Raw genomic sequence first — 26,605 nt, 5'->3', positions numbered from 1 at the left:
TGTGGCTGTTCCTGTCTCAGGAGACGCCAGCGTCTGTAAGGAGAGCAGTATGATAGCGATAAAAAAAGTCCTGTATATGTCCGTCCCGCTTCTGATGGTCGTGGCATCCGCCGCGCAGGCGGATGATGACACCGCGTCTGATTCCTTAACCGTCGGGCTGGGAGGGCAATATGCCCCGCGTTACTCAGGCTCAGACAAGCAGGTGTGGCAGGTGGTTCCTGTGCTGCAGGGACGCAAAGGCGCTTTCTTTGTTGATGCACAAAAAGGGGTGGGATATGACCTGCAAAACGACAGCGGCTGGTATTTCGAACACACGCTGGGCTACGACCCCGGAAGGGCAGATAAAAATTCTGGCTGGCGCGAGGGAGCAAACAACCTGAAAGGGATGGGGGATATTGATGCCACCCTGAATACCGGCCTTGCCGTAGGCTGGCAGGCTGCGCCATGGCTGAGCATGGAAGGCAAAGCGACGCTGCCGTTAACCGACAGTCAGGGGGCAAGCTATCAGGCCTCCGTTACGCTGATCCCGGTACAAAATAACCAGGACACGATAGCCTTTCAGTCTGCGGCCCTGTTTGGCGACAGCCGTTACCTGAATACCTGGTATGGGGTCAGTGAGCAGCAGAGCCGTCGCACCGGCTATCGCCGCTATGCTGCGCCGGGTGGATTTTACGGCGTCGACACCAGCCTGACCTGGAGCCATCAGTTCGATGCTCACTGGGGAACTGTCCTCAGCGCGGACTATACCTGGCTTGGCGACCATGCCAATCAAAGCCCGATCGTGATGCGGCGTAATGAGGGGTCTGCAACCGCCGCTATCACCTGGACATTCTAAATTCGCGGATCATGATGTGAGCGAGGGGGCGAGAGGTTTATTTCTTTTTATCCATCATCGCCTTTAAATCGGCAAACGGGTTAAACGTGGCGACGCCCACGTCTTTTTGCGCGTCTTCCCCGGCCACCACGGTGGTGCCGTACCGATCTGCTTCGGTGTATTTCGAATGCTCGTGATCGTGGCAAAACAGGCACAACAGCTCCCAGTTGCTGCCATCTTCCGGGTTGTTGGTATGGTCGTGATCGATATGGTGAACCGTGAGTTCACGCAGATTGGAATAGACAAACTCGCGCGAGCAGCGTCCACACACCCAGGGATAAATTTTTAATGCTTTTTCGCGATAGCCGCTTTCCAGCCGCGCGTAGTTTTTGGGGATCAAAGCCATTGCCGGTTTTACCTGCCATGAAAAGAGTGGGGAAGAGTATATCCCATAACGTTGCGTCGTGACGAACCCGTCAGTTATGTCAATTTATTTGAACCATTCCGTTAAATAAACGGCATTTATTCTTACCGGGTAATGCGTAAAGTGGACAGAACGCAACGCATTATCAGGACACAGGGTTATGAAAAAGATCGGATTTTTATCCTTTGGTCACTGGACGCCTTCACCGCAGTCCGGCACGCGCTCGGCGGCCGATACGCTGCTGCAGTCCATCGATTTAGCCGTGGCGGCTGAAGAGCTGGGGGCAGACGGCGCCTATTTCCGCGTGCACCACTTCGCCCGACAGCTTAGCTCGCCGTTCCCTCTGCTGGCCGCTATAGGGGCAAAAACAAAAACCATCGAAATTGGCACCGGCGTAATCGACATGCGCTATGAAAATCCGATGTACATGGCCGAAGATGCGGGCGCGGCGGATCTGATTTCCGGCGGTCGCCTGCAGCTGGGCATCAGCCGGGGCTCACCGGAGCAGGTTATTGATGGCTGGCGGCATTTCGGCTATGTCCCGCAGGAAGGGGAAAACGAGTCGGATATGGCGCGTCGTCATACCGAGGTGCTGCTTGAGGTGCTGCGTGGGGAAGGGTTTGCCAAACCGAACCCACAGCCCATGTTCCCCAATCCACCAGGGTTGCTGCGTCTGGAGCCTTATTCAGAAGGGCTGCGCGAGCGTATCTGGTGGGGCGCGGGTTCTAATGCGACGGCGGTATGGGCGGCAAAACTGGGCATGAACCTGCAAAGCTCAACGCTGAAGGACGATGAAACCGGCGAGCCGTTCCATATTCAGCAGGCAAAACAGATCCGCGCGTACCGTCAGGCCTGGAAAGACGCAGGGCATACGCGCGAGCCGCGCGTGTCGGTTAGCCGCAGTATTTTTGCGCTGATGGACGACCGTGACCGGATGTATTTCGGTGCCAGCCGCAACGACAGCGATAGCGTGGGTTATCTTGATGAGAAAACGCGCGCCATCTTCGGGCGCAGCTATGCCGCGGAGCCGGACAAGCTGGTTGAACAGCTGAAAAAAGACGAGGCGATTGCCGAGGCGGATACGCTCTTACTGACCGTACCGAACCAGCTGGGGGTGGATTATAATGCGCACGTGATTGAGTCTATTCTCAAACATGTCGCACCGGCAATGGGCTGGCGCGAGTAGTTCCGCTATCAGCCTTGAGATCGTAATGGAAAACCTGACCCTCTGGTATCGCCGGTTTGGCGAGCCAGACTCTGTTCTGCAACCTGAAAACGCGCCGCTGGGCGCGCTTGCGCCCGGACAGCTCCGCGTGCGGATGCTGTTTTCTCCGGTCAACGCGTCCGATCTTATCCCCATCACCGGTGCCTATCGCCACCGAACCCCGTTACCCGCCGTCGCGGGGTATGAAGGTGTCGGGGTTGTCACCGGGGCGCCCGCCTCGTTTAAGCATCTGGTGGGTAAGCGCGTCCTGCCGCTGCGCGGTCAGGGCACCTGGCAGCGCTATGTGGACTGCCCGGCAGAGTATGCGATACCCGTTCCGGACGCTGTCGACTCGCGCCTGGCCGCGCGGGCCTACATCAACCCGCTGGCGGCGCAGATGATGCTGACCCGCTACCCGCCGCGCGGAAAGCAGGTCTTGCTCACGGCTGCGGGATCCGATTGCGCCATCCTGCTGGGGCAGTGGGCGCGTCAGGCGGGGGCGGAAGCGGTGTACGGCATTCACCGTTCTGCCGTGCATGCTGAACGGCTGGAGGCGATGGGCATCACGCCTGTCGCACAGCATGACGCAAACAGAATCGGCACCGTCGCCGCCCGTAGCGATATCGTCTACGATGCCACCGGCGGGCCGCTTGCGGAAGCGATCCTCAGCGTGATGCCCGAGCCGGGCATGTTTGTTTGCTACGGGCTGCTGTCCGGGCAAGCCTTTACACAGCGGCGGCCTGCGCCGCGCGTGGCGTGGTTCCATATCCGAAACGGTCTGGATGCGCTCAGCGTTGAGGCGTGGCGCGCGGAGTTCGATCGCATCTGGCTGAGGTTGCCCGACAGTGAGTACAGCGACGTTACGGTGTACCCGCTGGCGGAGTGGCGAAGGGCGCTCAGCGCTTATCGTGAAGGTGGAAGGACCCGCAAGCCCCTCCTGTCGATGGCGGAATGACGGCTATTTATGACTCATATCGCTCAGCAGCACGGCGATACTTTGCCCGCCCGCCGTCTGCTCCAGACCAATCTTGACGATGATGGTGAGCGGAACGGAGAGCAGCATCCCGACGGGCCCGAGCAGCCAGCCCCAGAATATCAGGGACAAAAAGACCACCAGCGTGGAGAGCCCCAGGCCCCGGCCCATCATGCGCGGTTCCAGTATGTTACCGAACACCAGATTGATGACCAGGTATCCGGCCAGCAGGATCAGCGCGTCATAAAGTCCGCTGAAAACCAGCACCTGAAGGATAGGGGGGATCGCCGCCAGCACGGAGCCGATGTTGGGAATGTAGTTAAGCGCAAACGCCAGTAACCCCCAGACGAACGCGAAGCGGACGTCCAGCGCCAGAAGCATCACCCAGACGACAACGCCCGTCACCAGGCTAATGGCGGTTTTCAGCACCAGATAGCGGGAAACGCTGTCCAGCGCGCGTTGAATCGCCCCCATTCCTTCAACCGGACGGACCATGATCTGCTGCAGCTTTGCCGGCAGCTGGGGCACCTCCAGCAGCATGAACACCACCGTTAAGAACAGCAGGAAAATGGAGGTCATGGCGTTGGAAAGCTGCGTCAGCAGGCTGGTGACGATCGTCATCGCCGCATTGGGGTCGATATATTTCAGGAGTTCCTCAACCGAGACTTCGATCCCCGCGCGCTGCAGCCAGGGCTCCAGCTGCAGCAGGGGGATCGCCAGCGAAGAGCGATATTTCGGCAGCGTTCGCGCCAGTTCATTGAGCGAGGTGCCCAGATAAGCGACCAGCAGCACCATCGCCACAATAATGATGCTGATAAGCAGCGTGATGGCCAGCACGCGCGGGACGCGCAGCCGCGTCATGCGCTGCACCAGCGGGTTGAGGATCACCGCAATAAACAGGGCCAGAATAAAGGGCACAATAATGTCGGCGGCAAAGCGCACGCCTGTCAATATGATCACCAGCATGCCCAGCATGATGACAATTTTTAACCCGTTCAGGGTAATGATGGGTTTAGCCATGGTGACTCCGCAATTTTCGTTATTTTTATAATAAAGGCGAAAGGCGTTGCAATAAACTAACCAAAATCAAACGGGGTGGGTAAAGAATTGCAAAGACTTTGAGTAAAATCCTGGCTTATGGTACAAATTCGGTGTGTTTAACTACCGAGGACAATTCTCATCCGCAAAGACGAGAAGCAACAACGCGGATAATTGTAATTTTATGGACAATATGTTCAGGACGTACTCTTCAAACAATACTGCTGTATACTCCACCTCTTTCTGCCTGCTTTCTGGTGAGCAACACTGGCGCACCGCACTCTAGTCATTTCTTCTGCCTGAGCTGGCGCTAAGCGCTTAGCTGACTGATTTCAATTCGTATTTTTGGGTTTGCTGCACGCAGCGGGCCACGATGGATTATATTCTCAAGCAGGAGAAAAACATGTTTTACTGGATTTTATTAGCACTGGCTATTATTGCTGAAATTACCGGCACGCTGTCGATGAAGTGGGCAAGCGTCAGCGATGGCAATACCGGTTTTATTTTGATGCTGGTGATGATTTCGCTTTCTTATATTTTCCTCTCATTTGCGGTGAAAAAAATTGCGCTGGGCGTCGCGTATGCCCTGTGGGAAGGGATCGGTATTTTGTTGATTACGCTGTTCAGCGTGCTGATATTTGACGAAACATTAACAACAATGAAGGTCGCCGGATTAACGACGCTGGTCGCGGGTATTGTGCTGATTAAATCAGGTACCCGTAAGCCGTCTAAAGTGCAGAAGGAGCAGAACCATGCAACAGTTTGAGTGGGTTCATGCGGCCTGGCTGGGGTTTGCCATCGTGCTGGAAATTCTGGCGAACGTTCTGCTGAAATTCTCCGATGGTTTTCGCCGTAAGCTCTACGGCCTGATGTCGATTGCCGCGGTTCTGGGCGCGTTCAGCGCGCTGTCCCAGGCGGTAAAAGGGATTGACCTGTCGGTGGCCTATGCGCTGTGGGGCGGTTTTGGTATCGCCGCCACGCTGGCCGCAGGCTGGGTGCTCTTCGGTCAGCGTTTAAATAACAAGGGCTGGATGGGACTCATCTTGCTGCTTGCCGGTATGATTATGATAAAACTCGCCTGACGCTCATAAAGCCATCCTTTACAGGCAGCGAAATTCGCTGCCTGTATTACGCTTAGAAAAGCAAAACCCTGAAGAGGATGGCGGATGTATCGCACATTAAGCTGGCGCAATATTCCCACCGCGAGAACGTTGTTTGCCATGGTCTTTATGGCGGGCATCGGCTTAATCATCTCCGTCGTCGCACTCCTCTATCTTTCCCTGCATCTTATCAGCACAAAAACCAATGAAATTGATGAACACCGCGCGGCGCTTTCCGTGCAGGGGGCCATTCAGACATCGGTCAACCGCGTCTCCTCGCTGGTGCTGGATAACGCCGTCTGGGACGATGCGGTGCGGGAGGCCTACCGTCCCACGCTCGATACCAACTGGTTGTATAACACCTGGGGCGCCGGCTTTAAAATCAACAACCTCTATGATGGCACCTTCGTGCTTGATGAGCATTTCAACGTCATCTGGGGATCGTTTCAAAGTCAGCCATTTCAGGAGACGAATCTCGATTTTTTCGGTAAGGGGCTGAAGGCGCTTATTGCTCAGCACGCGCGCGCCCTGTCAGGCGATAAAAATATCTATGCCGGGATCAGCAAAACGCGAAGCGGCGTCGCCTTTGTGGGCATTGGGCTGATTCGCCCGATGGTCGGAAGATTACAGGTTACCGACGGAACGCGCCGCTATCTGGTAATCACCCGTCATCTGAACGCCAGAATTTTATCCGACCTGGGGTCGACCTTTCAGATCGATAACCTGCACTTTACGCCGGATAAAATTAACGAGCTGAGTATGCCGCTGCGCAGCTCGGCAGGGGAGCTGCTGGGCTATCTTAACTGGCAGGCACGGCTTCCGGGAGCGCAGGCCGCCCGGGCGGCATCCTCTGATATCACCCAGATTGTCGTGCTGGCATCGGCCCTGATCCTGCTCTTTATTCTGGTGAGCGGCACGGTGCGGATCGCCAACGCGCTGGGGATGGCGGTGGTCGCCGAAGGGGTCGAAACCGAAAGACAAATGAAACTGCTGCGGCTGGCTGGCTGCGATCAACTGCAGGGTTTCTGGTTCAGCCAGCCGATGCCGATTGAGTCAATCAGGGCATTACATCAGGTCAGACGATGCTGATTTACTGCTGCGCCAGCGCTTCCAGCTTGTCGCGAAAACCGGTCACGGACAAGGCCCGGTTATCGGCCCGCCAGCGATCTTTCGCCGCCGGTGCAGAGCTCTGCACGCCAATCAACTGCCAGCCGTTATCTGTTTTCAGCATCAGCGGTGAACCACTGTCGCCCGGCAACGTATCACACTGGTGCGAGAGTACGCTGGTTTGCGCCCAGCCCGTCACAATACAGTCGGTGTGGGTGTAAAGGGTATCCAGATGGTCGACAGGATAGCCGGACTGCGTCACCTTCCGGTCGGCGGCTTTCAGCGCGGCGGTGAGTTCGTCTTTATCGCCGTCAAATAACGGCAGCGGCGTAATGCCGGAAGGGGGGTAGCGTAAAACGATCAGGCCAAAGTCCCATGAGGCGGCCGCCGGTGGCACGATCCAGCCGTCACCATCCGGTTTCAGCCGTTTGCCGAGAGACGGATCGACCCGGCCTTCAATGCCGTGGATTTCATAGCGCCAGGTGCCTTTTTGCGACACAAACCGCAAGGCCACCGCTTTATCCGGCTTGCCGTTTGGCGGCGTTAACAGACAGTGACCTGCCGTCAGGGCAAGCTGAGGGGTAATCAGCGTCGCAGTACATAAGTTACCGCTGGCGGTTTCCAGTTGACCTATAGCATCCCAGGGCGCCTGGGTGGGATCGGCGACGCGCGTACGGTCGTCATGATTGAAAAAAAGCGTCTTTAGCTCTTTCGCGCTAATGGTGTCATCACCGCCATCATCCGCATGTGAGAATCCAGAAAAAAGACCAAACGTTCCCAGTAACAACACAACAGATTTACGCATATCTCACTCTGGTGGGGGTAATTATGATTATTAAAAGTGAACCCTATGAAAATACTATAGACGGGACAGCGCTAAAGTGGGAGTAAAATCAGCGTGCTACATTCAGGAAAGATAAAAATGGCTGGCGATGAGCGCGCATAAAATAAGCAGGATCAGAATCAGCTCAAACCGATAGCGCCGCAGCATACGCCCTCCGGGAAAAAAAACGGCGCGGAACCTGTTCCGGTTCAGCGCCGGTTTACCAACGTGCCCCGAAGGGCACGGTTTAGCTTGTACTCTTACGCAGCTGGCTGTGCAGCTGGTTTAGCAGCTTCGTGTTTTACTGCTTTTTTGTGATGCTTTTTAGCAGCCTGGGCTTTCTGCTCTACAGCCGGTTTGGTCGCTTTTTTGTGGTGCTTTTTAGCAGCCTGGGCTTTCTGCTCTGCAGCTGGTTTGGTCGCTTTTTTGTGGTGCTTTTTAGCGGCCTGGGCTTTTTGCTCTGCAGCCGGTTTAGCGGCTTTATGATGTTTCTTGTGATGGACAGTTTTTGCTGGCGCCGCGGTGGTCGTTGCAGCAGGTGCCGCAGCAGCCGGTGCAGCAGTGGTTTCAGCAGCGAACGCAGCAGAAGACAGACCCATAGCAGCGGCAACAACCAGAGCTAATACTTTTTTCATGTTCATACCCTCGAATTTGGTTTTTCATTTAACCCCACTGCGGGGCCGTTGAAATAACTATATCCCTGTAAATTCGGGGTTTCCGTGAGTGATTGGTATCGGCGTGTAACCATATGTACATTGCCGGGGTCCTGCACAGACGGCTCCCTCTCCCATGAGGGTATACGGGCTGGGGTGAGGGGGAACATACGACTTCTTTACCTGAGGTCCCTCATCCCCGGCCAAACAGATTACAAATAACGGGAGGTCAGATGCTCGCGGAAGTAACGGATATTCAGATCTTCACCCGTCGCCTGGGTGATTAACTGCGACGTGCTGAAGCGACTGCCGTGCTGCCAGATGTTCTGACGCAGCCACTCAAAGAGTGCGGAAAAATCGCCCTCAGCGATGGAGGCCTGCAGACCCGGAAGCGCCGTTTTCGCGGCGTGGAACAGCTGTGCGGCATACATGGCCCCCAGCGTATAGGATGGGAAGTAGCCAAAACCGCCGTCGGTCCAGTGGATATCCTGCATACAGCCGTTGCGGTAGTTGTCTTTGGTGGATAACCCGAGCCAGGCCTGCATTTTCTCGTCCCACAGGGCAGGGATATCGTCCACTTCGATCTCGCCGTTGATCAGCGCGCGCTCAATCTCATAGCGCAGCACCACGTGTGCCGGGTAGCTCACTTCGTCCGCATCGACGCGGATATAGCCCGGCTTCACGCGCTGGTTCCAGGCAATAAAATTCTCTTCGCTGAACGCCGCCTGGCTGCCAAAGCGGGCGTGCACCGCAGGGAGAAGATGTTTGAGGAAGGCTTCACTGCGTCCCAGCTGCATCTCAAAGAACAGGCTCTGGGATTCGTGGATCGCGGTTGAGCGGGCGAGGGCAATCGGCTGTCCTGCCCATGCGCGCGGCAGGTTTTGTTCATAGCGCGCGTGTCCGGTTTCGTGGATCACGCCAAACAGCGCGCTGAGCAGTTCATCCTCGTCGTAGCGCGTGGTGATGCGCACGTCTTCCGGTACGCCGCCGCAGAACGGGTGCGCACTCACGTCGAGGCGACCGCCGTTAAAATCGAAGCCGAGCATTTTCATGGCTTCCAGGCCCAGTTCGCGCTGTGTTGCGGTCGGGAATGGGCCCTGAGGAGGAACAAACGAACGTTGCGCCTGCTTTTCCACGACGTTTGCCAGCAGGCCCGGCAGCCAGGATTTCATATCGCCGAACAGAACGTCCAGACGGGCGCTGGTCATGTCGGGCTCAAAAATATCCAGCAGCGCGTCGTACGGCGTACAGCCTTTGGCTTCCGCCCGCAGGCGCGCCTCTTCTCGGCTGAGTTTGACCACCTCTTTCAGGTTGGCGGAAAAGCCCAGCCAGTCGTTGGCGGGACGCTGCGTGCGCCAGGCGTGCTCGCACCTGCTGCCCGCCAGGGATTTGGCTTCCACCAGCGATTCCGGCAGCAGGGTTGCCTGCTGGTAGTGGCGCGTCATTTCGCGCAGGTTGGCCTGTTCGACGTCATTCAGATCTTCACCTGCCGCCGCCGCTAAAAGGTCGCCGACTTTTTTATCGGTCAGGATCTGATGCTGCAGGACGCTCATCTCCGCCAGCGCCTCGCCGCGCGCGGCGCTGCCGCCGGGCGGCATCATGGTGAACATGTCCCAGCTGGCGATGGAGGTAAGGTGCGAGAAGCGGGAGAGACGCTGGAAGGTTTTCACAAGTAACTGATAGGCTGATGTTTTTTGCAATTCTTATTTCCTCATGCCGGGGATGTGTTTCAGGGAGCATACAATGAAACGGACCCAATTCCCCAACATTTCCCACGCGGAGGAAATCTGTGCCGATCTCCTCCGTTGAAACCGTCCCCGGCATTCCGGGAGACGGTTTTCGGTGGGCACTCAGGACTTATCGCGCATAACCTGTTGCAGGATCGCCAGCGCCTGGTTGAACTGAGCGTCCGGAATGGTCAGCGGATAAAGGAAGCGGATCACGTTGCCGTACTGGCCGCAGATCAATAACAGCAGGCCCTGGGCGAGCGCCTTTTGCTGGATCGCCTGCGCGATGGCGGCTGACGGTTCACGGCTCTCGGGGTCAAAAAACTCCGCCGCAATCATCGAGCCTCTTCCCCTTATCGCCACGAGCGCAGGGAAGGTGCCCTGAATCTCCTCCAGCGTGGCTTTCAGCCGATCGCCCAGCTGACGGGCACGCGCGCACAGCGACTCGTTGTCGATAATCTTCAGCACCGCGTGCGCGGCGGCCACCGCAAGCGGGTTGCCTGCATAGGTGCCCCCCAGGCCGCCGGGAGCCGGCGCGTCCATGATTTCGGCGCGGCCCACCACGCCGGACAGCGGCATTCCGCCTGCCAGGCTTTTAGCCATCGTCATCAGGTCGGGTTTGTCCGCGTAGTGTTCCATCGCAAACAGCTTACCCGTTCGGGCGAAGCCGCTCTGCACTTCGTCGGCAATCATCACGATCCCGTGTTCATCACAGATACGGCGGATGGCGGCCACCAGTTCTGGCGGGGCGACGTTGAATCCGCCTTCACCCTGAATGGGTTCAAAAATAATCGCCGCCACCTGTTTCGCCTCAATATCTGCTTTGAACAGGCGTTCTATCGCCGTGATGGCATCCTGCGTCGTGATGCCGTGCAGCTCGGAGGGATACGGCACGTGGTAAACCGAGCCCGGGAAGGGGCCAAATCCCAGCTTGTAAGGCGCGACCTTGCCGGTTAAGGCCATGGTCATATAGGTTCGGCCGTGAAAGCCTCCCCCGAAGGCAATCACACCCGGTCTGCCGGTGTGGGCCCGGGCGATTTTAATGGCATTTTCCACCGCTTCCGCGCCCGTTGTGAAGAACGCCGTTTTGGCCGGGCTCTGCACCGGGGCCAGCTCGTTAAGTTTTTCGGCCAATGAAACGTAGCTTTCATACGGCACAATCTGGTAGGCCGTGTGGGTGAACTGGTGAAGCTGTTTTTCCACTGCGGCCACCAGTTCAGGATGACGATGGCCGGTATTCAGTACCGCGATCCCGGCGGCGAAATCAATATAGTCGTTGCCTTCCACGTCGGTAAGCGTGGCATTCTCCGCCGAGCGGGCAAAGAAATTACACATTACGCCAACGCCGCGCGGGGTGGCAGAAAGTCTGCGCTGATGAAATTCCTGGTTACTCATGTCAGATACCCTTTTGTCGAAGACGATCATACGCCAAGACGATCGCGCAGGCTGTAATACGCCGCGCCCATCGCCGTGAATGGAATCCGCAGGCTGCGGCCGCCCGGGAAGGGGTAGTGCGGAAGATTAGCAAACGCATCAAAGCGCTCAGCGTCACCGCGCAACAGTTCCGAGATCAGCCGTCCGGCCAGGTGGGTGCAGGTCACGCCGTGGCCGCTGTAGCCCTGCATGTAATAGATGTTTTTATCCAGACGACCAAACTGCGGCATACGCGACAGGGTCAGCAGGAAGTTGCCCGTCCAGCGGTAGTCGATTTTGACGCCTGCCAGCTGAGGGAAGGTTTTGAGCAGCTTTGGCATCACCAGGCGCTCGACATCGTCCGGGTCGCGCGCGCCATAGACGACGCCACCGCCGTACAGCAGGCGGTTGTCGGCGGTGAGACGGTAGTAATCCAGCAGGTAGTTGCAATCTTCCACGCAGTAGTTATTGGGGATCAGCGTGCGGGCGAGCTCTTCCGGCAGCGGGGCGGTGGTCACCACCTGGGTGCCGCAGGGCATGCTGCGTTTTGCCAGCTCCGGTTCGATCTTATCGCCCAGATAGGCATTCCCGGCGACGATCACGTAGCGGGCCGTCACCTGACCATGCTGCGTGCTCACCACGGCCGGGCTGGTGTGCTGAATGGCGGTCACCGGGGACTGTTCATACACCCGCCCACCGTTCAGGCGAATGGCGTCCGCTTCGCCGATCGCCAGGTTCAGCGGATGAATGTGCCCCCCGCTGCGGTCCAGCAGCGCGCCGGTATAGCGTTCGCTGTCGACTTCCCGGCGGATGGCGCTGGCGTCCAGCAGCTCCAGCTGCGTGTTGCCGTAGCGTTCCCAGTTGGCTTTTTGCTCCTCCAGCGTCTCCAGCTGCTTATGGTTTAGCGCCACAAACAGCCCGCCGGGACGATAGTCGCACTGGATCTGATAGCGCTGGATACGCTCCCGGATGATCTCCCCGCCTTCAAACATCATGCTCCCGAGCATTCTGGCGGCATCGTGCCCGTAGTTTTTCTCGATCACGTCGATATCGCGGCTGTAGGAGTTAACCAGCTGGCCGCCGTTGCGTCCGCTGGCGCCGAAGCCGATGCGCGCGCCTTCAAGGAGCACCACGTCGTAGCCCATTTCGGCGAGATGCAGCGCGGAGGAGAGGCCGGTATAGCCGCCGCCCACCACGCACACGTCACAGCTGATCGATTCGTTAAGCGTCGGGAAAGGTTCGTAAGCGTTCGCGCTGGCCGCGTAGTAGCTGGTGGTATGTTCGGTCATGATTGAGGCTCCAGGGCAATCCAGATGGTTTTCAGTTCGGTAAATTTTTCCAGCGCGTGCAGGGACTTATCGCGACCGTTGCCGCTCTGCTTATAGCCGCCAAAGGGGACGGTCATATCACCGTCGTTATAGTTATTGACGAAGACCGAGCCAGCTTTCAGGCGGCGGCTCATGCGGTGCGCGCGGGAGAGATCGCGGGTCCATACCGCCGCGCCAAGCCCATATTCACTGTCGTTGGCCAGCGTTAAGGCTTCCTCTTCGGTTTTAAAACGGGTGACGACCAGCACCGGCCCGAAAATCTCTTCCCGGCAGAGCGGGGAGGCAGGGTCGATGTCGACGAAAATGGTTGGACCGACTGCGGAAGGCCACGATTGTTCCCGCCCGTCCAGCAGCAGCGTACCTTTCCGGGTTCCCTCGCGAATAAACGTGTGGACGGTATCGGCGTGCGCGGCGTCGATGAGCATCCCCATCGTGCTGTCGGGGTCGAGCGGATCGCCCGGCTGCCAGTGGCGGGCCCGCGCCTTCAGCCTTGCCAGGAAGTCATCAGCGATGCTGTCTTCGAGCAGCAGGCGGGTGCCGGCGATACAGACTTGCCCCTGGTTATAAAAAATCCCGGCGGCGGTCGCGCTCACGGCCTTGTCCAGGTCCGGACAGTCGGCAAAGATAATGTTGGCGCTTTTGCCGCCCGCCTCCAGCCAGACGCGCTTCATGTTGCTTTCTCCCGCGTCCTTCAGCAGCTGCTTGCCGGTACGGGTAGAGCCGGTAAACGTCAGCACCTCAACCTCCGGATGCAGTGCCAGCGCCTGGCCCGCTTCGTGGCCGTAACCGCTTATCACGTTCAGCACGCCGTCAGGCAGGCCCGCCTCTTTCGCCAGCCCGGCCAGCCGCAGGGCGGTGAGCGGTGATTTCTCCGACGGTTTCAATACCACGCTGTTGCCCGCGATCAGCGCCGGGCCCAGCTTCCAGCAGGCCAGCAGCAGCGGGAAGTTCCAGGGGACGATGGCCGCGACAACCCCGATGGGCTCGCGCACGATCATCGCCAGCTCGCCCGGACCCGTAGGCGCCACTTCGCCGTAGACTTTATCCGCCGCTTCGGCGTACCAGCGAATGGCGCGCGCCGCGCCGGGAATATCGTCGCGCAGGCTGTGGCGAATGGGTTTACCGGTGTCCAGCGTTTCCAGTAAGGCCAGCTCTTCGCTATGGCGTTCCATTAAATCGGCGAGCGTATTGAGCACGGCCTTGCGCTGCGCCGGAGACGCCTGCGACCAGTCACCGCGCTCAAATACCGCACGCGCGGCCTGAACCGCGCGGTCCACGTCCGCCTGCTTGCCCCGTGCGACGTTCGCCAGCGTCTGCTGGGTCGCTGGATTGACGGTGTCAAACGTGGCATTATCGGCGGCGTCACAATAGGCACCGTTAATAAATAACCGGGTCTCAATGGCGCTGTTTTTTGCTTTATCCTGCCAGTAAGTCAGGTGCTGAAAATGCATATTCACTCCTTTCTTTCGCAATCAGATAAATAAAGGCATGGCCGTTTCAGGCAATACGAAGCCGTGGGGCATCCCGGGAATTAACCCGTTAAATGCCGACAGCGATCGTTTTTATATTTCCCGGCGTAAGCGCGCTTACGCCGGGACTGAGTGGTAATTAGAACGTGGTGGGAGTGTGGGCACTGATAATGCGGCAGATGCCTGCCGAGGTGTTGCTGAAGCTGTGCGGTATGCCGGTATTGATGGCATAGCTCTGCCCCGCAACCAGGTGATATTGCTGGCCATTAATGGTCAACAATATTTCACCTTCCAGTATCGTACCGATCTCCTCACCCTGGTGTTTGATCCTCTCTCCGGTCGTGGTTCCAGGCTGGTAAGTTTCAAAAATCATCGCCAGCGTACGGTTCGGATTTCCGTTATGAACCAGCTTCATCGAAACCCCCTGACTGCCTATTTCGATAAGGTCTTCCTGATTAATAACCACCTGCGGTTCATCAGGTTTTTCCGGTTCCGAAAAGAATTCCGAGAGCGACAGCCCATAAACTTTCAGCAGCTTTTGCAGCGTACTGATAGCAGGACTGACTTTGTCCTGCTCAATGGTGCTGATGGCACTGTGTGTTAACCCAGACAGTTCGGCGGCACGCCGCTGCGAGAGACCCAGCTGCTGGCGGATCTCAGACAGACGTTTCCCTGGCGCCAGTCCGTCATCGCTCATAGTTGCATTTCCTTTACGGTAGTGGTCAAAGCCGTTGCTTCTCGGCAATGTGGCTTTGACAGGCGGTGATAAAACCTTCAAACAACATACGGGACAGGGCGTACTCGCTGCTGTTCCATTCGGGGTGCCATTGCACGCCGAGGGCAAAAGGGTGGTCATGAACGCTGACCGCCTCGACCAGCCCATCCGTCGAGCGGGCTTCCACGCGAAGCCGTGGTCCTAACGTCCGTGCACCTTGCCCGTGTAACGAGTTTACCCAAAATGTGTTACAGCCTGGTATTAATTGAGACAGCAGTCCTCCCTCCTGAACCTGAACTTCATGAGACGGGGCGTATTGTAGCTCAACCGGCAGTTCAGGATCTTCCCGGTGCTCGAGCAGGTCGTTCTGCTCGAACAGGCGGCGATACAGCGTCCCCCCCGTTGCAACAACGAGTTCCTGCAGCCCCCGGCAGATGGCGAAAATGGGGATGCGCCTTTCGAGCGCGGCGGCAATCAGCGCCATACTCAGAAGATCTCGCCCGGGATCGGCGTCAGGCTCATCGCCGTTTTCACCATAAAGGTGCGGCTGCACGTTACTTGGGCTGCCCGGCAGGTAAATCCCGTCCAGGGTGGGCAGCAGAGCGGTGAGCAGCTCTGGCTCTGCCAGCGCATGCGGTAAGGCAATCGGTAAACCCCCCGCGTTAATAATGGCATTCAGGTACTTTTCTTGCAGGGTCTGGGTCTCATGACCCTTAAGCCTGTTTCTACACATCACCACGCCAATAACTGGCTTGTTCATTATATTTTCCATGATCGCCCTCACAAAGTGGACTAAATTTAGGCCATTTTCGCCTGATAAACGGCCTTTTCGTTCAATATTTTCTCAATCTAGCAACGGGATCTGCCTTTTGCAAACTTAATTTAACATTTGACAAACAATTTATTTGCATACAGATTCGATAGGGTGGACATTATATTTGACAGTCCAGAGCAGCGAACGCAAATCCCAAAAACGGTGGTAAATCATGGAAACCAATATCGTAGAAGTTGAGAACTTTGTGCAGCACACGGATGAGAGGCGGGGCAGCGCCTTTACGCAGGAAGTGAAGCGCTATTTAGAAAAGTATCCTGACACCCAGTTTATTGATGTCCTCCTGACCGACCTGAACGGCTGTTTTCGCGGCAAGCGCATCCCGGTTGCCGGACTGAGCAAGCTTGAAAAAGGCTGCTATTTCCCGGCATCGGTTTTCGCCATGGACATTTTAGGTAACGTCGTGGAAGAGGCGGGTCTGGGGCAGGAGCTCGGCGAGCCGGACTGTATCTGCGTGCCGGTGCCGGGCACCCTGACGCCTTCCGCCGCCGACCCGGAATACATTGGTCAGGTGCAGCTCACCATGGTTGATGAAGATGGCGCTCCCTTTGACGTTGAGCCGCGGAACGTACTCAACCGACTCTGGCAGCAGCTGCGCCAGCGCGGCCTGTTCCCCGTGGTAGCGGTAGAGCTGGAGTTCTATTTACTTGACCGTAAACGCGATGCCGACGGCTATCTGCAGCCACCCTGCGCGCCGGGGACCGACGTGCGTAACACGCAGAGTCAGGTCTACTCGGTTGATAATCTTAACCATTTTGCTGACGTGCTGAACGATATTGACGAACTGGCGCAGCTGCAGCTGATCCCCGCCGACGGGGCAGTGGCTGAGGCCTCCCCGGGCCAGTTTGAGATAAACCTGCACCATACGGAAAACGTGCTCGATGCCTGCGATGATGCGCTGGCGCTTAAACGTCTCGTCAGGCAGATGGCGGAAAAACATAAGATGCACGCCACGTTTATGGCAAAGCCGTATGAAGAACATGCGGGCAGCGGGATGCATATCCACATCAGCATGCAAAACAACCGAGGCGAAAACGTGCTCGCAGACGCCAACGGCGAGGATTCCGCGCTGCTGAAACGCGCGCTGGCCGGGATGATCGACCTGATGCCTGCGTCCATGGCGCTGCTGGCACCGAACGTCAACTCCTACCGCCGTTTCCAGCCGGGGATGTACGTGCCGACGCAGGCGTCATGGGGACACAATAATCGCACCGTTGCCCTGCGTATCCCCTGCGGCGATCGCCATAACCATCGGGTCGAGTACCGGGTGGCGGGCGCTGACGCGAATCCGTATCTGGTGATGGCGGCGATTTTTGCCGGCATTTTACATGGGCTGGATAACGATTTGCCCCTGCAGGAAGAAGTGGAAGGCAATGGTCTGGAGCAGGACGGACTGCCGTTCCCGATTCGTCAGAGCGATGCGCTGTGGGAATTTATGCAAAACGATAGCCTTCGCGAGCGGCTGGGCGAACGTTTCTGCCACGTCTATCACGCCTGCAAAAACGATGAATTGCTGCAGTTCGAACGCCTGATTACCGAAACGGAAATTGAGTGGATGCTGAAAAACGCCTGATGACGTGCCCCGGTAAGGGGCCGCTTTGTTTCATCTGACACGTATCACCAAACGGCCTGCGCGGAGCCTGGCCTGACTGTTCGCTGGCACGCCAGCTTTCTCCCGGGAGTCGCGTTATGGAGCGCAGGCGGCACAGGGATTTTCTTAACGACACTGTGTGACGAGGTAGGAAATGATGCAGATGTTCAACTATCCGCAGGGCGAAGGGGGCCAGTCAGGCGCCTGCTGTGAGTGCGAGCCAGAGACGTTGCGCTGGTACGATCGCGTGTGTTCTTTACAACTTCCCCCTTTGCTAAGCAGGTTTGCGTTAAGGACAGCGCGATTGCAAACCACGGTAAGCATGGGGGGGACGGTTTATGGCGACTAACACCTCTCTTGACTCGCCGCGCATGGCCGGCAGAACCCGGCTGCGCAGTTCCCTCAAGCTCTGGCAGGTGGTCATGATGGGGCTGGCTTATCTCACCCCCATGACCGTGTTTGATACCTTCGGTATTGTGTCCGGTATCAGCAACGGCCACGTGCCCGCCTCGTATCTCCTGGCGCTGGCTGGCGTCATGTTTACCGCCATCAGCTACGGCAAACTGGTACGACAGTTCCCGGAAGCGGGCTCCGCGTACACCTACACGCAGAAATCGATCGGCCCCCATTTAGGTTTTATGGTCGGCTGGTCATCGCTGCTGGATTATCTCTTCCTGCCGATGATCAACGTGCTGCTGGCGAAGATCTACCTTTCCGCGCTGTTCCCTGAAGTCCCGCCGTGGGTCTGGGTGGTGGGGTTTGTGACGATCCTGACGCTGGCGAACCTGAAGAGTGTGAATCTGGTCGCCAACTTTAACACCCTGTTTGTGCTGGTGCAGATCGCCATCATGGTGGTGTTTGTCATACTCGTGGTGCACGGTCTGCATAAGGGCGAGGGCGTCGGCACCGTCTGGTCGCTCCAGCCGTTTATCAGCGAGAACGCACACCTGATCCCGATTATTACCGGCGCGACTATCGTCTGCTTCTCTTTCCTCGGCTTTGACGCGGTCACCACGCTGTCGGAAGAGACGCCAAACGCGGCGCGGGTGATCCCCAAAGCCATTTTCCTCACCGCTTTGTATGGCGGGCTGATATTTATTGTTGCCTCGTTTTTCATGCAGCTCTTTTTCCCGACGATCGCGCGCTTCAAAAACCCGGACGCCGCGCTGCCGGAAATCGCGCTGTACGTGGGCGGCAAGCTCTTCCAGTCGGTGTTTCTGTGTACCACGTTTGTGAATACGCTCGCTTCAGGCCTGGCCTCGCACGCCAGCGTCTCTCGCTTACTGTATGTGATGGGGCGTGACAACGTGTTTCCAGAGCGGGTGTTTGGCTACGTGCATCCGAAATGGCGGACTCCGGCCCTGAACGTCATTATGGTTGGGATAGTGGCGCTGTCGGCCCTGTACTTCGATCTCGTGACCGCGACGGCGCTGATCAACTTTGGCGCGCTGGTGGCGTTTACGTTTGTTAATCTCTCGGTGTACAACCATTTCTGGCGGCGCAAGGGGATGAACAAAACGTGGAAAGATCGGTTCCACTATCTCCTGCTGCCGCTCATTGGTGCCGTCACGGTCGGCGTGCTGTGGATAAACCTCGAAGCGACGTCCCTGACGCTTGGCCTCATCTGGGCGGCGCTGGGGATCCTTTACCTGACATGGCTCACGCGCCGCTTCCGAAAACCGCCTCCGCAGTTTGAAGCCGGTAAGATAGAACAGGCCTGGGATTCCTGAACGAAAAACGGCACCAGTACGCTGGTGCCGTTTTTAGGGAAACGGACGTCCGCCCGCGAGCATATTATCTCAGACGTTTATGCAGGCTTCCCCCCACCAGCAACGCCGCGCACAGCATCACCGCAATAAACCCGCCCACGCCGTTCCAGCCGTAGTGATGCCAGAACACGCCGCCGAGCGTCCCGGCGATGCTGGACCCCAGGTAATAGCTAAACAGATAAAGAGACGATGCCTGACCTTTGGCGCGACGCGCGCGTGGGCCTATCCAGCTGCTGGCGACCGAGTGGGCGGCGAAGAAACCCGCGGAGAAGAGCAGCATGCCGGCAAAAATCAGCCACAGGGAGGAGAAGAGCGTCAGCAGCAGGCCGACCAGCATCACCGATGTGAAGAACAGCATGACCGGGCCGCGGCCATAGCGGGCGGTCATTGCCCCGGCCTTCGGTGAACTCCACGTTCCGGTCAAATACGCAACCGAGAGTAAACCGACAAGAGCCTGGCTCAGATGCCACGGCGAGAGCATCAGGCGATAGCCAATATAGTTAAACAGCGTGACGAACGAGCCCATCAGCAGGAAGCCGGTCAGGAACAGGCGCGGCAGCCCCTTGTCGCGCCAGTGCAGGCGGAAGTTGATAAACAGCGTTTTCGGGCGCAGCGATGTCGGGCGGAAATGACGCGATTCCGGCAGAATTTTCCAGAACATCAGGGCAGATGCCAGCGCGAAACAGCCGATGACCGCCAGTGCAATACGCCAGCTAAAGAAGTCCGTGAATACCCCGCTCAGCAGACGCCCGCTCATCCCGCCAATCGAGTTCCCGCTGATGTATAGCCCCATAGAGAAGGCAACAAAGCTCGGGTGGATCTCCTCGCTGAGGTAGGTCATCCCGACTGCCGCCACACCGCTGAGCGAGAGCCCAATCAGCGCGCGCATCACCAGGATGCCGTGCCAGCTGGTCATCATGGTCGAGAGTAGCGTACAGACCGAGGCCAGCATCAGCGCGGTTACCATCACCTGTTTACGGCCGATGGCGTCGGACAGCGGCCCGGTAAAGAGCAGGCCAATCGCCAGCATCCCGGTTGAAATAGAGAGGGATACGCTGCTGCTGGCGGGTGAAACGCCAAACTCATGGGAGAGCACGGGCAGGATCGGCTGAACGCAATAGAGCAGGGCGAAGGTCGCCAGACCGGCGGAGAAGAGCGCCAGCGTGACGCGCATAAATTGGGGGGTACCACGTTTAATGAACTGAACCGGCTGCGATGTTGCAGGTAAATCATCGATATCGCTCGCCGGATCGATATCAATGGCAGTTGTACGACTCACACAGTTTCCTTGCTTAAACATCCCCGTGATTTCTGGTGACGGGTATGACCACCTGATAAGGGTAGGAAAATGTAAATATTCTGTCTAATATATTAATAATCTCAAATGATACTTTAGAAATATGAATATCGAGCTGCGTCATCTCCGCTACTTTGTCGCCGTCGCTGAAGAGCTGCATTTTGGCCGCGCGGCGGCACGGCTGAACATCTCTCAGCCGCCCTTAAGCCAGCAGATTCAGATCCTGGAGCAGCAGGTCGGGGCGCGCCTGCTGGCCCGCACCAACCGCAGCGTGAGCCTGACGGCGGCGGGTAAGCAGTTTCTCATCGATAGCCGACAGATTCTGAGCATGGTCGAGGACGCCGCCGCCCGGGCAGAACGGCTCTATCTCGGGGAGACCGGAGAGTTGCGCATCGGGTTTACCTCGTCCGCACCGTTTATCAGCGCCGTCTCGGAAACCCTGTCGTCATTCCGTCGCCATTTCCCGGATGTTCATATTCAAACGCGCGAGATCAACACCCGCGAGCAGATCGCGCCGCTCAATGAAGGTTCGCTGGATCTGGGGCTGATGCGTAATACCCAGCTGCCGGACTCGCTGGCGTGGGAGGTGATCCTGCGCGAGCCGCTGATGGCCATGATCCCGCACGATCACCCGCTGGCGTCGCGTCCGGCGGTTTCGCTGGCAGAGCTGGCAAACGAGCCGTTTGTCTTTTTTGACCCGCAGGTCGGAACGGGTCTGTATGACGATATCCTGGGGCTGATGCGCCGCTACGATCTTGCCCCGGTCATCACCCAGGAAGTCGGGGAAGCGATGACCATTATCGGCCTGGTCGCCGCCGGACTGGGGGTGTCTATTCTTCCGGCCTCCTTTAAACGGGTACAACTGCGCGAAATGCGCTGGGTGACCATCGCCGAAGAGGATGCCGTTTCAGAGATGTGGCTGGTCTGGGCAAAACATCGCGAACAGAGCCATGCCGCACAGCGCTTCAAACAGCAGTTGATGAACGCCTCCGCCGGGCGGCATTTTCAGGGAAAAGTGGGCAAAAATGTGCAGTAAATCACATGGCTAAGTAAATATTTGACGGCAGCCCTGCAAGTGCTTCACCATAGCCAACAGTTTATTTCGAAGCTCGAAAATAAGGGAGTACGAGGTGGTCGCTGATAGTCAGCCAGGGCATACTGATCAGATTAAGCAGACCAACGCTGGCGCGGTGTATCGCCTGATTGATCAGCTTGGTCCGGTTTCGCGTATCGATCTTTCGCGCCTGGCACAGCTGGCACCCGCCAGTATTACCAAGATTGTCCGCGAGATGCTGGAAGCGCACCTGGTTCAGGAGACGGAAATTCAGGAGCCGGGCAGCCGTGGCCGTCCGGCGGTCGGGCTGGTGGTGGAGACGGAGGCCTGGCACTACCTGTCGCTGCGCATCAGCCGGGGGGAGATCTTCCTTGCGCTGCGCGATCTCAGCAGCAAGCTGGTGGTGGAAGACCGTCTTGATCTGCCGCTCAACGCCGGGGAACCGCTCCTCGACGCGATTGTTTCGCATATCGATCGCTTCTTTATTCGTCACCAGCAGAAGCTTGAACGCTTAACGGCGATTGCCATCACCATGCCGGGTATTATTGATACCGAAAATGGCATTGTTCACCGCATGCCGTTTTACGACGATGTTAAAGAGATGCCGCTGGGCGAAGTGCTGAAAAACCATACCGGCGTGCCGGTCTATATTCAGCATGACATCAGCGCCTGGACCATGGCGGAGGCGCTGTTCGGCGCGTCACGCGGGGCGAGGGATGTGATTCAGGTGGTTATCGATCATAACGTCGGGGCAGGCGTCATTACCGACGGACGTCTTCTCCACGCCGGAAGCAGCAGTCTGGTGGAAATTGGCCATACCCAGGTCGACCCATACGGCAAGCGCTGCTACTGCGGGAACCACGGCTGTCTGGAGACCATTGCCAGCGTGGAAAGCGTGCTGGAGCTGGCGCAGGTCAGGCTCAGCCAGTCCATGAGCTCCTCGCTGCACGGACAACCCCTCACGGTGGATTCTCTCTGCGCCGCGGCGCGTCAGGGCGATCTGCTGGCGAAGGACATCATTACCGGGGTGGGGAATAACGTTGGCCGCATTCTGGCGATTATGGTGAACCTCTTCAACCCGCAAAAAATCCTTATTGGCTCACCGCTGAGCCAGGCGGCGGAGATCCTCTTCCCGGCGATTACGGCCTGTATTCAGCAGCAGTCGCTTCCCGCCTACAGCCGGAACATTGCGGTAGAAAGTACCCAGTTTTCCAATCAGGGCACGATGGCCGGCGCCGCGCTGGTCAAAGATGCCATGTATAACGGCTCGCTGTTGATCCGCCTGTTACAGGGTTAACTCTTTTTTGCAGATGTAAGAAAAATTGCGCTATCTCAAGCCGGGTAGCGCACGCATCCCGTAGACTTCCTCCACTGAATTATTTACCTGGTTTATATTTTCGAAGCATACCCAAGAGGTGGAGTGAGTCATGCTTAAGCGTTTCTTTGTTACTGGTACAGATACCTCTGTCGGCAAGACCGTTGTATCCCGCGCATTGCTGCAGGCGCTGGCAGCAAGCGGTAAACGCGTGGCAGGGTACAAACCGGTCGCAAAAGGGAGTAAAGAGACGCCAGAGGGATTGCGTAATAAAGACGCCCTGGTACTGCAAAGCGTCTCGTCACTGGAACTGCCTTATCACGCGATCAATCCTATTGCGTTAAGCGAAGAGGAGAGCAGCGTGGCGCACAGCGGCCTGATTAATTACCCTCTGCTGTCCAACGGTCTGGCGAGCCTGTGCGAGAAGGTCGATCACGTGGTGGTGGAAGGCACGGGCGGCTGGCGCAGCCTGATGAACGATCTGCGCCCGCTGTCGGAATGGGTGGTGCAGGAACAGCTTCCGGTGGTGATGGTGGTGGGGATCCAGGAAGGGTGCATTAACCATGCGCTGCTGACGGCGCAGGCGATTGCCAATGACGGCCTGCCGCTGGTTGGCTGGGTGGCCAACCGCATCAACCCTGGTCTGGCGCACTATGCGGAGATCATCGACGTGCTGAGCGCTAAACTACCCGGACCACTGGTGGGTGAACTGCCTTATCTGCCTCGCGCCGAGCAGCGCGAGCTAGCGCAGTACATCGATCTCTCTGCCCTCAGTGGCGTGTTGACCGTAGATCGAGTCGTGGCGTAACGTCCGCGACAGCACGGACGCCAGCACGCAGGCGACCAGCAAACCGGGCAGTAAAAAATATTGCCCGGTCATTTCACAGACCATCAGCGCCGACATAATGGGCGCATGCGTGGTCGCGGCGAGTAGCGTCGCCATCCCCGCCAGCCCAAGCAGAATCGCCGTCTCAGCGCCCGGCAGCCACAGCGCGAAAAGCTGTGCAAACAGCATCCCTGTCGCCATGCCGACAAACAGCGTGGGCGTGAACACCCCGCCCGGCGCGCCCGATCCGCTGCTCGCCAGCACCGCCATCAGTTTACAGATAAAGACGCCTGCAACGATCGACAGCAGCGGTGGGGCGAGCAGAAAAGCCTGCACCACGCTGTAGCCGTTCCCCCACACCTTCGGCGTCAGAAGAGACAGTAGCCCGACGATCGCACCGCCGAGCGCCAGCTGCCACGGCGGCGAAAGCTTAAGGCGCAGGAATAGCCCGTGGCTGAACGCCATCAGCCACATCAGCAGCGGTCCGCAGAGACCCGCCACCAGCCCCATGGCGGCCAGCAGGGCATAATCAGCTGCGGTGAGTGTGCCGCTCAGATGGACCGCGTAGAGCGTGCCGGTTCCCGGCGCCAGGAGTTGCGTGGTGAGAAGCGCCACTACCGCCGCGATAACCACGGGCCCGAGCGAGGCCAGCATCAGGGTGCCAAACAGAATCTCCGCAATGAACAGGCTTCCGGCTAACGGAGCATGGTAGGCGCTGGCCATCCCGGCCGCGGCGCCGCAGGCGATCCATAACTTCCATTCAGATTTGGGCGTAAAGCGCCGGGCAAAAAAGGAGGCGGCGAGGGCGGCAAGCAGGATCATCGCCCCTTCACGCCCGATGGCGCTTCCGCTGGCCACGACCAGCAGCGAGGCAAGGGATTTCACCAGGCTGGCGCCGTAATCAAACTGACCGTCGCCCGTCTCCAGCGCTTCCATATAATCGGTAGGGGCATGAGGCCGCTGGGCGGTCAGCCGTTGCCATCCCCAGAGCAGCAACCCGGCAGCCAGCCCGCCCAGCGCGGGCGTCAGCGCGCGCCGCCAGGGTGAGAGCGACGCGGCGGCATTCACCAGGCTGCCGCTGTCGTTGCTGAGAAGCAACCACTCCAGCAGATACATGCTGTGGCGGAACACCGCAACGGCCAGCGCGGCCAGCACGCCGGTGACGGTAGCAATCAGCAGTCGACGAAACATCGCGCGGATGTCGGGGTACGTATGAAGACGTTGCATGGGTCGCGAGTAAACGGGAAAGATACAATATTGTGGCGGGAAATCGCGGGGTTAGCAAAAGGTATGCGTGCGGAAAAGCCGGGCGATGCCCGGCCGGAAAGATTAGCTCTCGCTATGTATATTCAGCGCCCGACGCGTACGACCTGAACTGAGATACTCGGCTATATAGTCCTGAGAAATCTCGCCGTTGTAGCGCCCGTCCTCATCCACGATCGGCATCCAGCTGGTGTTGCTCTCATACAGGCGTGACAGCACCACGCGCAGGTTGTCTTCGGCTTTGCCGGTCATGCGGAACGGATGCAGGATGTCGGCGCAGGTCCCGCTGGCGTTACGCGCTTCGCGACGCTTCACAAAGCCCAGCGGCTTGCCGTGCTCGTCAACCACGGTAATCGCGCGAATATCGTTATCATCCATGGTGGCAAAGGCTTCAGGCAGCGGCGTCGAACCCCGCACCGTAATGGTCGGCTGCTGATCGGTGACGTCGCCCGCCGAGACCAGCAGCAGGCGCTTCAGCGTGCGGTCCTGACCGACAAACGAGCCGACAAACTCGTTCGCCGGTTTCGCCAGCAGTTCGTCCGGGCTGGCGCACTGGACGATTTTCCCCTGCCGGAACACCGCAATACGGTCGCCAAGCTTCAGGGCTTCGTCGATATCATGGCTGACCAGCATGACGGTTTTTTTCAGCTTGCGCTGCATCTCGAGGAACTGGTTCTGGATCACCTCGCGGTTGATCGGGTCCACCGCGCCGAAGGGCTCATCCATCAGCAGCACCGGAGGATCCGCCGCCAGGGCGCGGATCACGCCGATGCGCTGCTGTTGGCCGCCGGACATCTCGCGCGGATAGCGATTCAGGAACTTATGCGGATCCAGCGCCACCATATCCATCAGCTCTTCGGCGCGGGTTTTGCAGCGCGCTTTATCCCAGCCCAGCATGCGCGGTACGACGGTAATGTTCTCTTCGATGGTCATGTTCGGGAACAGGCCAATCTGCTGGATCACGTAGCCGATGTTGCGGCGCAGGGTGACGGTGTCCATCCCGCTGGTGTCTTCGCCGTTGATCAGGATCGTCCCGCTGCTCGGCGTAATGAGGCGGTTAATCATCTTCAGGGTGGTGGTCTTCCCGCAGCCGGACGGGCCGAGCAGGACGCACATTTCCCCTTCGGGCACGTTCAGGTTGACGTTGTCGACGGCCTTAAAGGTCTGGCCGTGCTTCTGTGAAAAGTGTTTGGTGAGGTTTTCCAGTTTTATCATTATCGAATCCCCTTTGGAGTCAGAACCACCTGCAAACGGTGCAGCAGCCAGTCGAGCACAATCGCTAAAAGACAAATCATCAGCGCGCCCGCAATCAACATACGAATATCACTCCCGCCAATACCGTTAAGCAGCAGCAGGCCCAGACCGCCCGCGCCAATCACGGCGGCAATCGCCATGACGCCAATGTTCATCACCACGGCGGTGCGGATGCCGCCAAAAATCACCGGCAGCGCCATCGGGATTTCCACCCAGCGCAGACGCTGCCAGAAGGTCATGCCGATGCCGCGTCCCGCTTCTCGCAGGCCCGGCGGCAGGCTGTCGAGCGCCGTGTGGGTGTTACGCACAATCGGCAGCAGCGAATAGAGGAACACCGCCGTAATCGCGGGCAGGGCGCCAATGCCCTGACCGATCAGCGAAAAGAGCGGGATCATCAGGCCGAAAAGCGCAATTGACGGGATGGTGAGCACAATGGTGGCGATCCCCAGCACCGGCGTTGCCAGCCATTTATGGCGGACAATTAAAATGCCCAGCGGCACGCCGATGATAATCGCCAGGCCCACGGCCAGCGCGACCAGCCACAGATGCTGCAGCGTCAGGGTTAAGAGGTAGTCCCAGTTGTCCAGAATGTAGTGAATCGTCTCCATAGCGCCTC

Annotated in this window: 27 protein-coding genes; 13 read left to right on the top strand and 14 right to left on the bottom strand. The window is 58.1% G+C overall.

Going from position 1 to position 26,605, the window contains the following annotated elements; genetic code table 11:
- Positions 1-49 precede the first annotated feature (49 nt).
- Complete coding sequence (locus tag ACOTXF_RS10880) at positions 50-835, top strand: MipA/OmpV family protein (RefSeq protein ID WP_045336019.1); 786 nt, start codon at positions 50-52, stop codon at positions 833-835.
- Positions 836-872: 37 nt separating this feature from the next.
- Here the strand turns inward: ACOTXF_RS10880 and yajD are convergent, their stop codons facing one another.
- A complete protein-coding gene (gene yajD, locus ACOTXF_RS10875; protein ID WP_023617218.1) occupies positions 873-1,220 on the bottom strand; it encodes an HNH nuclease YajD in 348 nt (115 codons plus the stop codon).
- Positions 1,221-1,398: 178 nt separating this feature from the next.
- On the opposite strand from yajD, the gene ACOTXF_RS10870 reads away from it, so the two are divergent.
- Both ACOTXF_RS10870 and ACOTXF_RS10865 read left to right on the top strand, forming a co-directional pair.
- A complete protein-coding gene (locus tag ACOTXF_RS10870) occupies positions 1,399-2,424 on the top strand; it encodes an LLM class flavin-dependent oxidoreductase (RefSeq protein ID WP_008500518.1) in 1,026 nt (341 codons plus the stop codon).
- 25 nt (positions 2,425-2,449) lie between these two features.
- On the top strand, positions 2,450-3,397 hold the full coding sequence (locus ACOTXF_RS10865; RefSeq protein WP_048963168.1) for a zinc-dependent alcohol dehydrogenase family protein: 948 nt from the start codon (positions 2,450-2,452) through the stop codon (positions 3,395-3,397).
- 3 nt (positions 3,398-3,400) lie between these two features.
- On the opposite strand, the gene ACOTXF_RS10860 is transcribed toward ACOTXF_RS10865, so the two are convergent.
- Entirely contained in the window at positions 3,401-4,435 is a 1,035-nt protein-coding gene (locus ACOTXF_RS10860) for an AI-2E family transporter (protein ID WP_048963167.1), read from the bottom strand.
- 133 nt (positions 4,436-4,568) lie between these two features.
- On the opposite strand from ACOTXF_RS10860, the gene ACOTXF_RS10855 reads away from it, so the two are divergent.
- The 4 genes from ACOTXF_RS10855 to ACOTXF_RS10840 all read left to right on the top strand — a co-directional run bounded on the left by ACOTXF_RS10855 (position 4,569) and on the right by ACOTXF_RS10840 (position 6,642).
- Complete coding sequence (locus ACOTXF_RS10855; protein WP_085930315.1) at positions 4,569-4,739, top strand: hypothetical protein; 171 nt, start codon at positions 4,569-4,571, stop codon at positions 4,737-4,739.
- 117 nt (positions 4,740-4,856) lie between these two features.
- Positions 4,857-5,219: a multidrug/spermidine efflux SMR transporter subunit MdtJ gene (gene mdtJ, locus ACOTXF_RS10850; protein ID WP_008502463.1), complete on the top strand. Its 363-nt coding sequence runs from the start codon at positions 4,857-4,859 to the stop codon at positions 5,217-5,219.
- On the top strand, positions 5,206-5,535 hold the full coding sequence (mdtI, locus tag ACOTXF_RS10845; RefSeq protein WP_008502462.1) for a multidrug/spermidine efflux SMR transporter subunit MdtI: 330 nt from the start codon (positions 5,206-5,208) through the stop codon (positions 5,533-5,535). Before mdtJ ends, mdtI begins: the two co-directional genes overlap by 14 nt.
- 84 nt (positions 5,536-5,619) lie before the next feature.
- A complete protein-coding gene (locus ACOTXF_RS10840; RefSeq protein WP_072059884.1) occupies positions 5,620-6,642 on the top strand; it encodes an EAL domain-containing protein in 1,023 nt (340 codons plus the stop codon).
- Position 6,643: 1 nt separating this feature from the next.
- Here ACOTXF_RS10840 and ACOTXF_RS10835 read toward each other — a convergent pair whose 3' ends face one another.
- The 8 genes from ACOTXF_RS10835 to puuD form a co-directional block, all read right to left on the bottom strand.
- Positions 6,644-7,465 (bottom strand): trypsin-like serine peptidase, encoded by an 822-nt coding sequence (locus ACOTXF_RS10835; RefSeq protein ID WP_047746079.1) that lies wholly within the window; start codon positions 7,463-7,465, stop codon positions 6,644-6,646.
- 278 nt (positions 7,466-7,743) lie between these two features.
- Positions 7,744-8,118 carry an acid resistance repetitive basic protein Asr gene (gene asr, locus ACOTXF_RS10830; protein ID WP_021241183.1) on the bottom strand — a complete coding sequence of 125 codons (375 nt, stop codon included), beginning with the start codon at positions 8,116-8,118 and terminating at the stop codon, positions 7,744-7,746.
- Positions 8,119-8,348: 230 nt separating this feature from the next.
- Positions 8,349-9,836 carry a carboxypeptidase M32 gene (locus ACOTXF_RS10825; RefSeq protein WP_047746077.1) on the bottom strand — a complete coding sequence of 496 codons (1,488 nt, stop codon included), beginning with the start codon at positions 9,834-9,836 and terminating at the stop codon, positions 8,349-8,351.
- Positions 9,837-9,986: 150 nt separating this feature from the next.
- Positions 9,987-11,258 carry a 4-aminobutyrate transaminase gene (puuE, locus tag ACOTXF_RS10820; protein ID WP_023344009.1) on the bottom strand — a complete coding sequence of 424 codons (1,272 nt, stop codon included), beginning with the start codon at positions 11,256-11,258 and terminating at the stop codon, positions 9,987-9,989.
- A 26-nt stretch (positions 11,259-11,284) separates the two neighbouring features.
- A complete protein-coding gene (locus ACOTXF_RS10815) occupies positions 11,285-12,565 on the bottom strand; it encodes an NAD(P)/FAD-dependent oxidoreductase (RefSeq protein WP_047746075.1) in 1,281 nt (426 codons plus the stop codon).
- Positions 12,562-14,055: an aldehyde dehydrogenase PuuC gene (puuC, locus tag ACOTXF_RS10810; protein ID WP_048963164.1), complete on the bottom strand. Its 1,494-nt coding sequence runs from the start codon at positions 14,053-14,055 to the stop codon at positions 12,562-12,564. Before puuC ends, ACOTXF_RS10815 begins: the two co-directional genes overlap by 4 nt.
- A 157-nt stretch (positions 14,056-14,212) precedes the next feature.
- The gene (gene puuR, locus ACOTXF_RS10805; RefSeq protein ID WP_008502454.1) at positions 14,213-14,770 is read right to left on the bottom strand and encodes an HTH-type transcriptional regulator PuuR; all 558 of its coding nucleotides are present in this window, start codon (positions 14,768-14,770) and stop codon (positions 14,213-14,215) included.
- 25 nt (positions 14,771-14,795) lie between these two features.
- A complete protein-coding gene (puuD, locus tag ACOTXF_RS10800) occupies positions 14,796-15,560 on the bottom strand; it encodes a gamma-glutamyl-gamma-aminobutyrate hydrolase (protein WP_023292584.1) in 765 nt (254 codons plus the stop codon).
- A gap of 214 nt (positions 15,561-15,774) precedes the next feature.
- Between puuD and ACOTXF_RS10795 the strand changes: the two genes are divergently transcribed.
- The 3 genes from ACOTXF_RS10795 to ACOTXF_RS10785 all read left to right on the top strand — a co-directional run bounded on the left by ACOTXF_RS10795 (position 15,775) and on the right by ACOTXF_RS10785 (position 18,941).
- A complete protein-coding gene (locus ACOTXF_RS10795; RefSeq protein ID WP_008502452.1) occupies positions 15,775-17,193 on the top strand; it encodes a glutamine synthetase family protein in 1,419 nt (472 codons plus the stop codon).
- Positions 17,194-17,365: 172 nt separating this feature from the next.
- A complete protein-coding gene (locus ACOTXF_RS10790) occupies positions 17,366-17,560 on the top strand; it encodes a hypothetical protein (protein WP_047746071.1) in 195 nt (64 codons plus the stop codon).
- Positions 17,550-18,941 (top strand): APC family permease, encoded by a 1,392-nt coding sequence (locus ACOTXF_RS10785; protein ID WP_023292582.1) that lies wholly within the window; start codon positions 17,550-17,552, stop codon positions 18,939-18,941. Before ACOTXF_RS10790 ends, ACOTXF_RS10785 begins: the two co-directional genes overlap by 11 nt.
- 64 nt (positions 18,942-19,005) lie before the next feature.
- Here ACOTXF_RS10785 and ACOTXF_RS10780 read toward each other — a convergent pair whose 3' ends face one another.
- The gene (locus tag ACOTXF_RS10780) at positions 19,006-20,259 is read right to left on the bottom strand and encodes an MFS transporter (protein WP_047746070.1); all 1,254 of its coding nucleotides are present in this window, start codon (positions 20,257-20,259) and stop codon (positions 19,006-19,008) included.
- Positions 20,260-20,380: 121 nt separating this feature from the next.
- On the opposite strand from ACOTXF_RS10780, the gene ACOTXF_RS10775 reads away from it, so the two are divergent.
- The 3 genes from ACOTXF_RS10775 to bioD all read left to right on the top strand — a co-directional run bounded on the left by ACOTXF_RS10775 (position 20,381) and on the right by bioD (position 23,454).
- A complete protein-coding gene (locus ACOTXF_RS10775; protein ID WP_048963161.1) occupies positions 20,381-21,313 on the top strand; it encodes a LysR family transcriptional regulator in 933 nt (310 codons plus the stop codon).
- A gap of 94 nt (positions 21,314-21,407) precedes the next feature.
- Positions 21,408-22,628, top strand: coding sequence for a sugar metabolism global transcriptional regulator Mlc (gene mlc, locus ACOTXF_RS10770; RefSeq protein WP_047746066.1), 1,221 nt, complete (start codon positions 21,408-21,410; stop codon positions 22,626-22,628).
- A 130-nt stretch (positions 22,629-22,758) separates the two neighbouring features.
- Positions 22,759-23,454, top strand: coding sequence for a dethiobiotin synthase (gene bioD, locus ACOTXF_RS10765; RefSeq protein WP_021241191.1), 696 nt, complete (start codon positions 22,759-22,761; stop codon positions 23,452-23,454).
- On the opposite strand, the gene clcB is transcribed toward bioD, so the two are convergent.
- From clcB to osmW, 3 genes are all read right to left on the bottom strand, one after another.
- Positions 23,389-24,699, bottom strand: coding sequence for a voltage-gated ClC-type chloride channel ClcB (gene clcB, locus ACOTXF_RS10760; RefSeq protein ID WP_063846361.1), 1,311 nt, complete (start codon positions 24,697-24,699; stop codon positions 23,389-23,391). The two genes, bioD and clcB, sit on opposite strands and share 66 nt — an antisense overlap.
- A 102-nt stretch (positions 24,700-24,801) precedes the next feature.
- Positions 24,802-25,950: an osmoprotectant ABC transporter ATP-binding protein OsmV gene (gene osmV / locus ACOTXF_RS10755; protein WP_008502444.1), complete on the bottom strand. Its 1,149-nt coding sequence runs from the start codon at positions 25,948-25,950 to the stop codon at positions 24,802-24,804.
- Positions 25,950-26,597, bottom strand: a complete 648-nt coding sequence (osmW, locus tag ACOTXF_RS10750; protein ID WP_006808875.1) for an osmoprotectant ABC transporter permease OsmW — start codon at positions 26,595-26,597, stop codon at positions 25,950-25,952. The genes osmV and osmW overlap by 1 nt, the downstream gene beginning before the upstream one ends.
- Positions 26,598-26,605 lie beyond the last annotated feature (8 nt).

Origin of the sequence: Enterobacter cloacae complex sp. IR53041 (assembly GCF_049238285.1) — a bacterium.
Classification (GTDB): Bacteria; Pseudomonadota; Gammaproteobacteria; order Enterobacterales; family Enterobacteriaceae; genus Enterobacter; species Enterobacter roggenkampii.
This window is presented reverse-complemented; position numbering and strand designations above follow the sequence as displayed.

Coding starts and splice junctions, on each gene's coding strand:
- ACOTXF_RS10880 (WP_045336019.1), top strand. CDS start 50: ATGATAGCGATAAAAAAAGTCCTGTATATGTCCGTCCCGCTTCTGATG.
- yajD (WP_023617218.1), bottom strand. CDS start 1,220: ATGGCTTTGATCCCCAAAAACTACGCGCGGCTGGAAAGCGGCTATCGC.
- ACOTXF_RS10870 (WP_008500518.1), top strand. CDS start 1,399: ATGAAAAAGATCGGATTTTTATCCTTTGGTCACTGGACGCCTTCACCG.
- ACOTXF_RS10865 (WP_048963168.1), top strand. CDS start 2,450: ATGGAAAACCTGACCCTCTGGTATCGCCGGTTTGGCGAGCCAGACTCT.
- ACOTXF_RS10860 (WP_048963167.1), bottom strand. CDS start 4,435: ATGGCTAAACCCATCATTACCCTGAACGGGTTAAAAATTGTCATCATG.
- mdtJ (WP_008502463.1), top strand. CDS start 4,857: ATGTTTTACTGGATTTTATTAGCACTGGCTATTATTGCTGAAATTACC.
- mdtI (WP_008502462.1), top strand. CDS start 5,206: ATGCAACAGTTTGAGTGGGTTCATGCGGCCTGGCTGGGGTTTGCCATC.
- ACOTXF_RS10840 (WP_072059884.1), top strand. CDS start 5,620: ATGTATCGCACATTAAGCTGGCGCAATATTCCCACCGCGAGAACGTTG.
- ACOTXF_RS10835 (WP_047746079.1), bottom strand. CDS start 7,465: ATGCGTAAATCTGTTGTGTTGTTACTGGGAACGTTTGGTCTTTTTTCT.
- asr (WP_021241183.1), bottom strand. CDS start 8,118: ATGAAAAAAGTATTAGCTCTGGTTGTTGCCGCTGCTATGGGTCTGTCT.
- puuE (WP_023344009.1), bottom strand. CDS start 11,258: ATGAGTAACCAGGAATTTCATCAGCGCAGACTTTCTGCCACCCCGCGC.
- ACOTXF_RS10815 (WP_047746075.1), bottom strand. CDS start 12,565: ATGACCGAACATACCACCAGCTACTACGCGGCCAGCGCGAACGCTTAC.
- puuC (WP_048963164.1), bottom strand. CDS start 14,055: ATGCATTTTCAGCACCTGACTTACTGGCAGGATAAAGCAAAAAACAGC.
- puuR (WP_008502454.1), bottom strand. CDS start 14,770: ATGAGCGATGACGGACTGGCGCCAGGGAAACGTCTGTCTGAGATCCGC.
- puuD (WP_023292584.1), bottom strand. CDS start 15,560: ATGGAAAATATAATGAACAAGCCAGTTATTGGCGTGGTGATGTGTAGA.
- ACOTXF_RS10795 (WP_008502452.1), top strand. CDS start 15,775: ATGGAAACCAATATCGTAGAAGTTGAGAACTTTGTGCAGCACACGGAT.
- ACOTXF_RS10790 (WP_047746071.1), top strand. CDS start 17,366: ATGATGCAGATGTTCAACTATCCGCAGGGCGAAGGGGGCCAGTCAGGC.
- ACOTXF_RS10785 (WP_023292582.1), top strand. CDS start 17,550: ATGGCGACTAACACCTCTCTTGACTCGCCGCGCATGGCCGGCAGAACC.
- ACOTXF_RS10775 (WP_048963161.1), top strand. CDS start 20,381: ATGAATATCGAGCTGCGTCATCTCCGCTACTTTGTCGCCGTCGCTGAA.
- bioD (WP_021241191.1), top strand. CDS start 22,759: ATGCTTAAGCGTTTCTTTGTTACTGGTACAGATACCTCTGTCGGCAAG.
- clcB (WP_063846361.1), bottom strand. CDS start 24,699: ATGCAACGTCTTCATACGTACCCCGACATCCGCGCGATGTTTCGTCGA.
- osmV (WP_008502444.1), bottom strand. CDS start 25,950: ATGATAAAACTGGAAAACCTCACCAAACACTTTTCACAGAAGCACGGC.
- osmW (WP_006808875.1), bottom strand. CDS start 26,597: ATGGAGACGATTCACTACATTCTGGACAACTGGGACTACCTCTTAACC.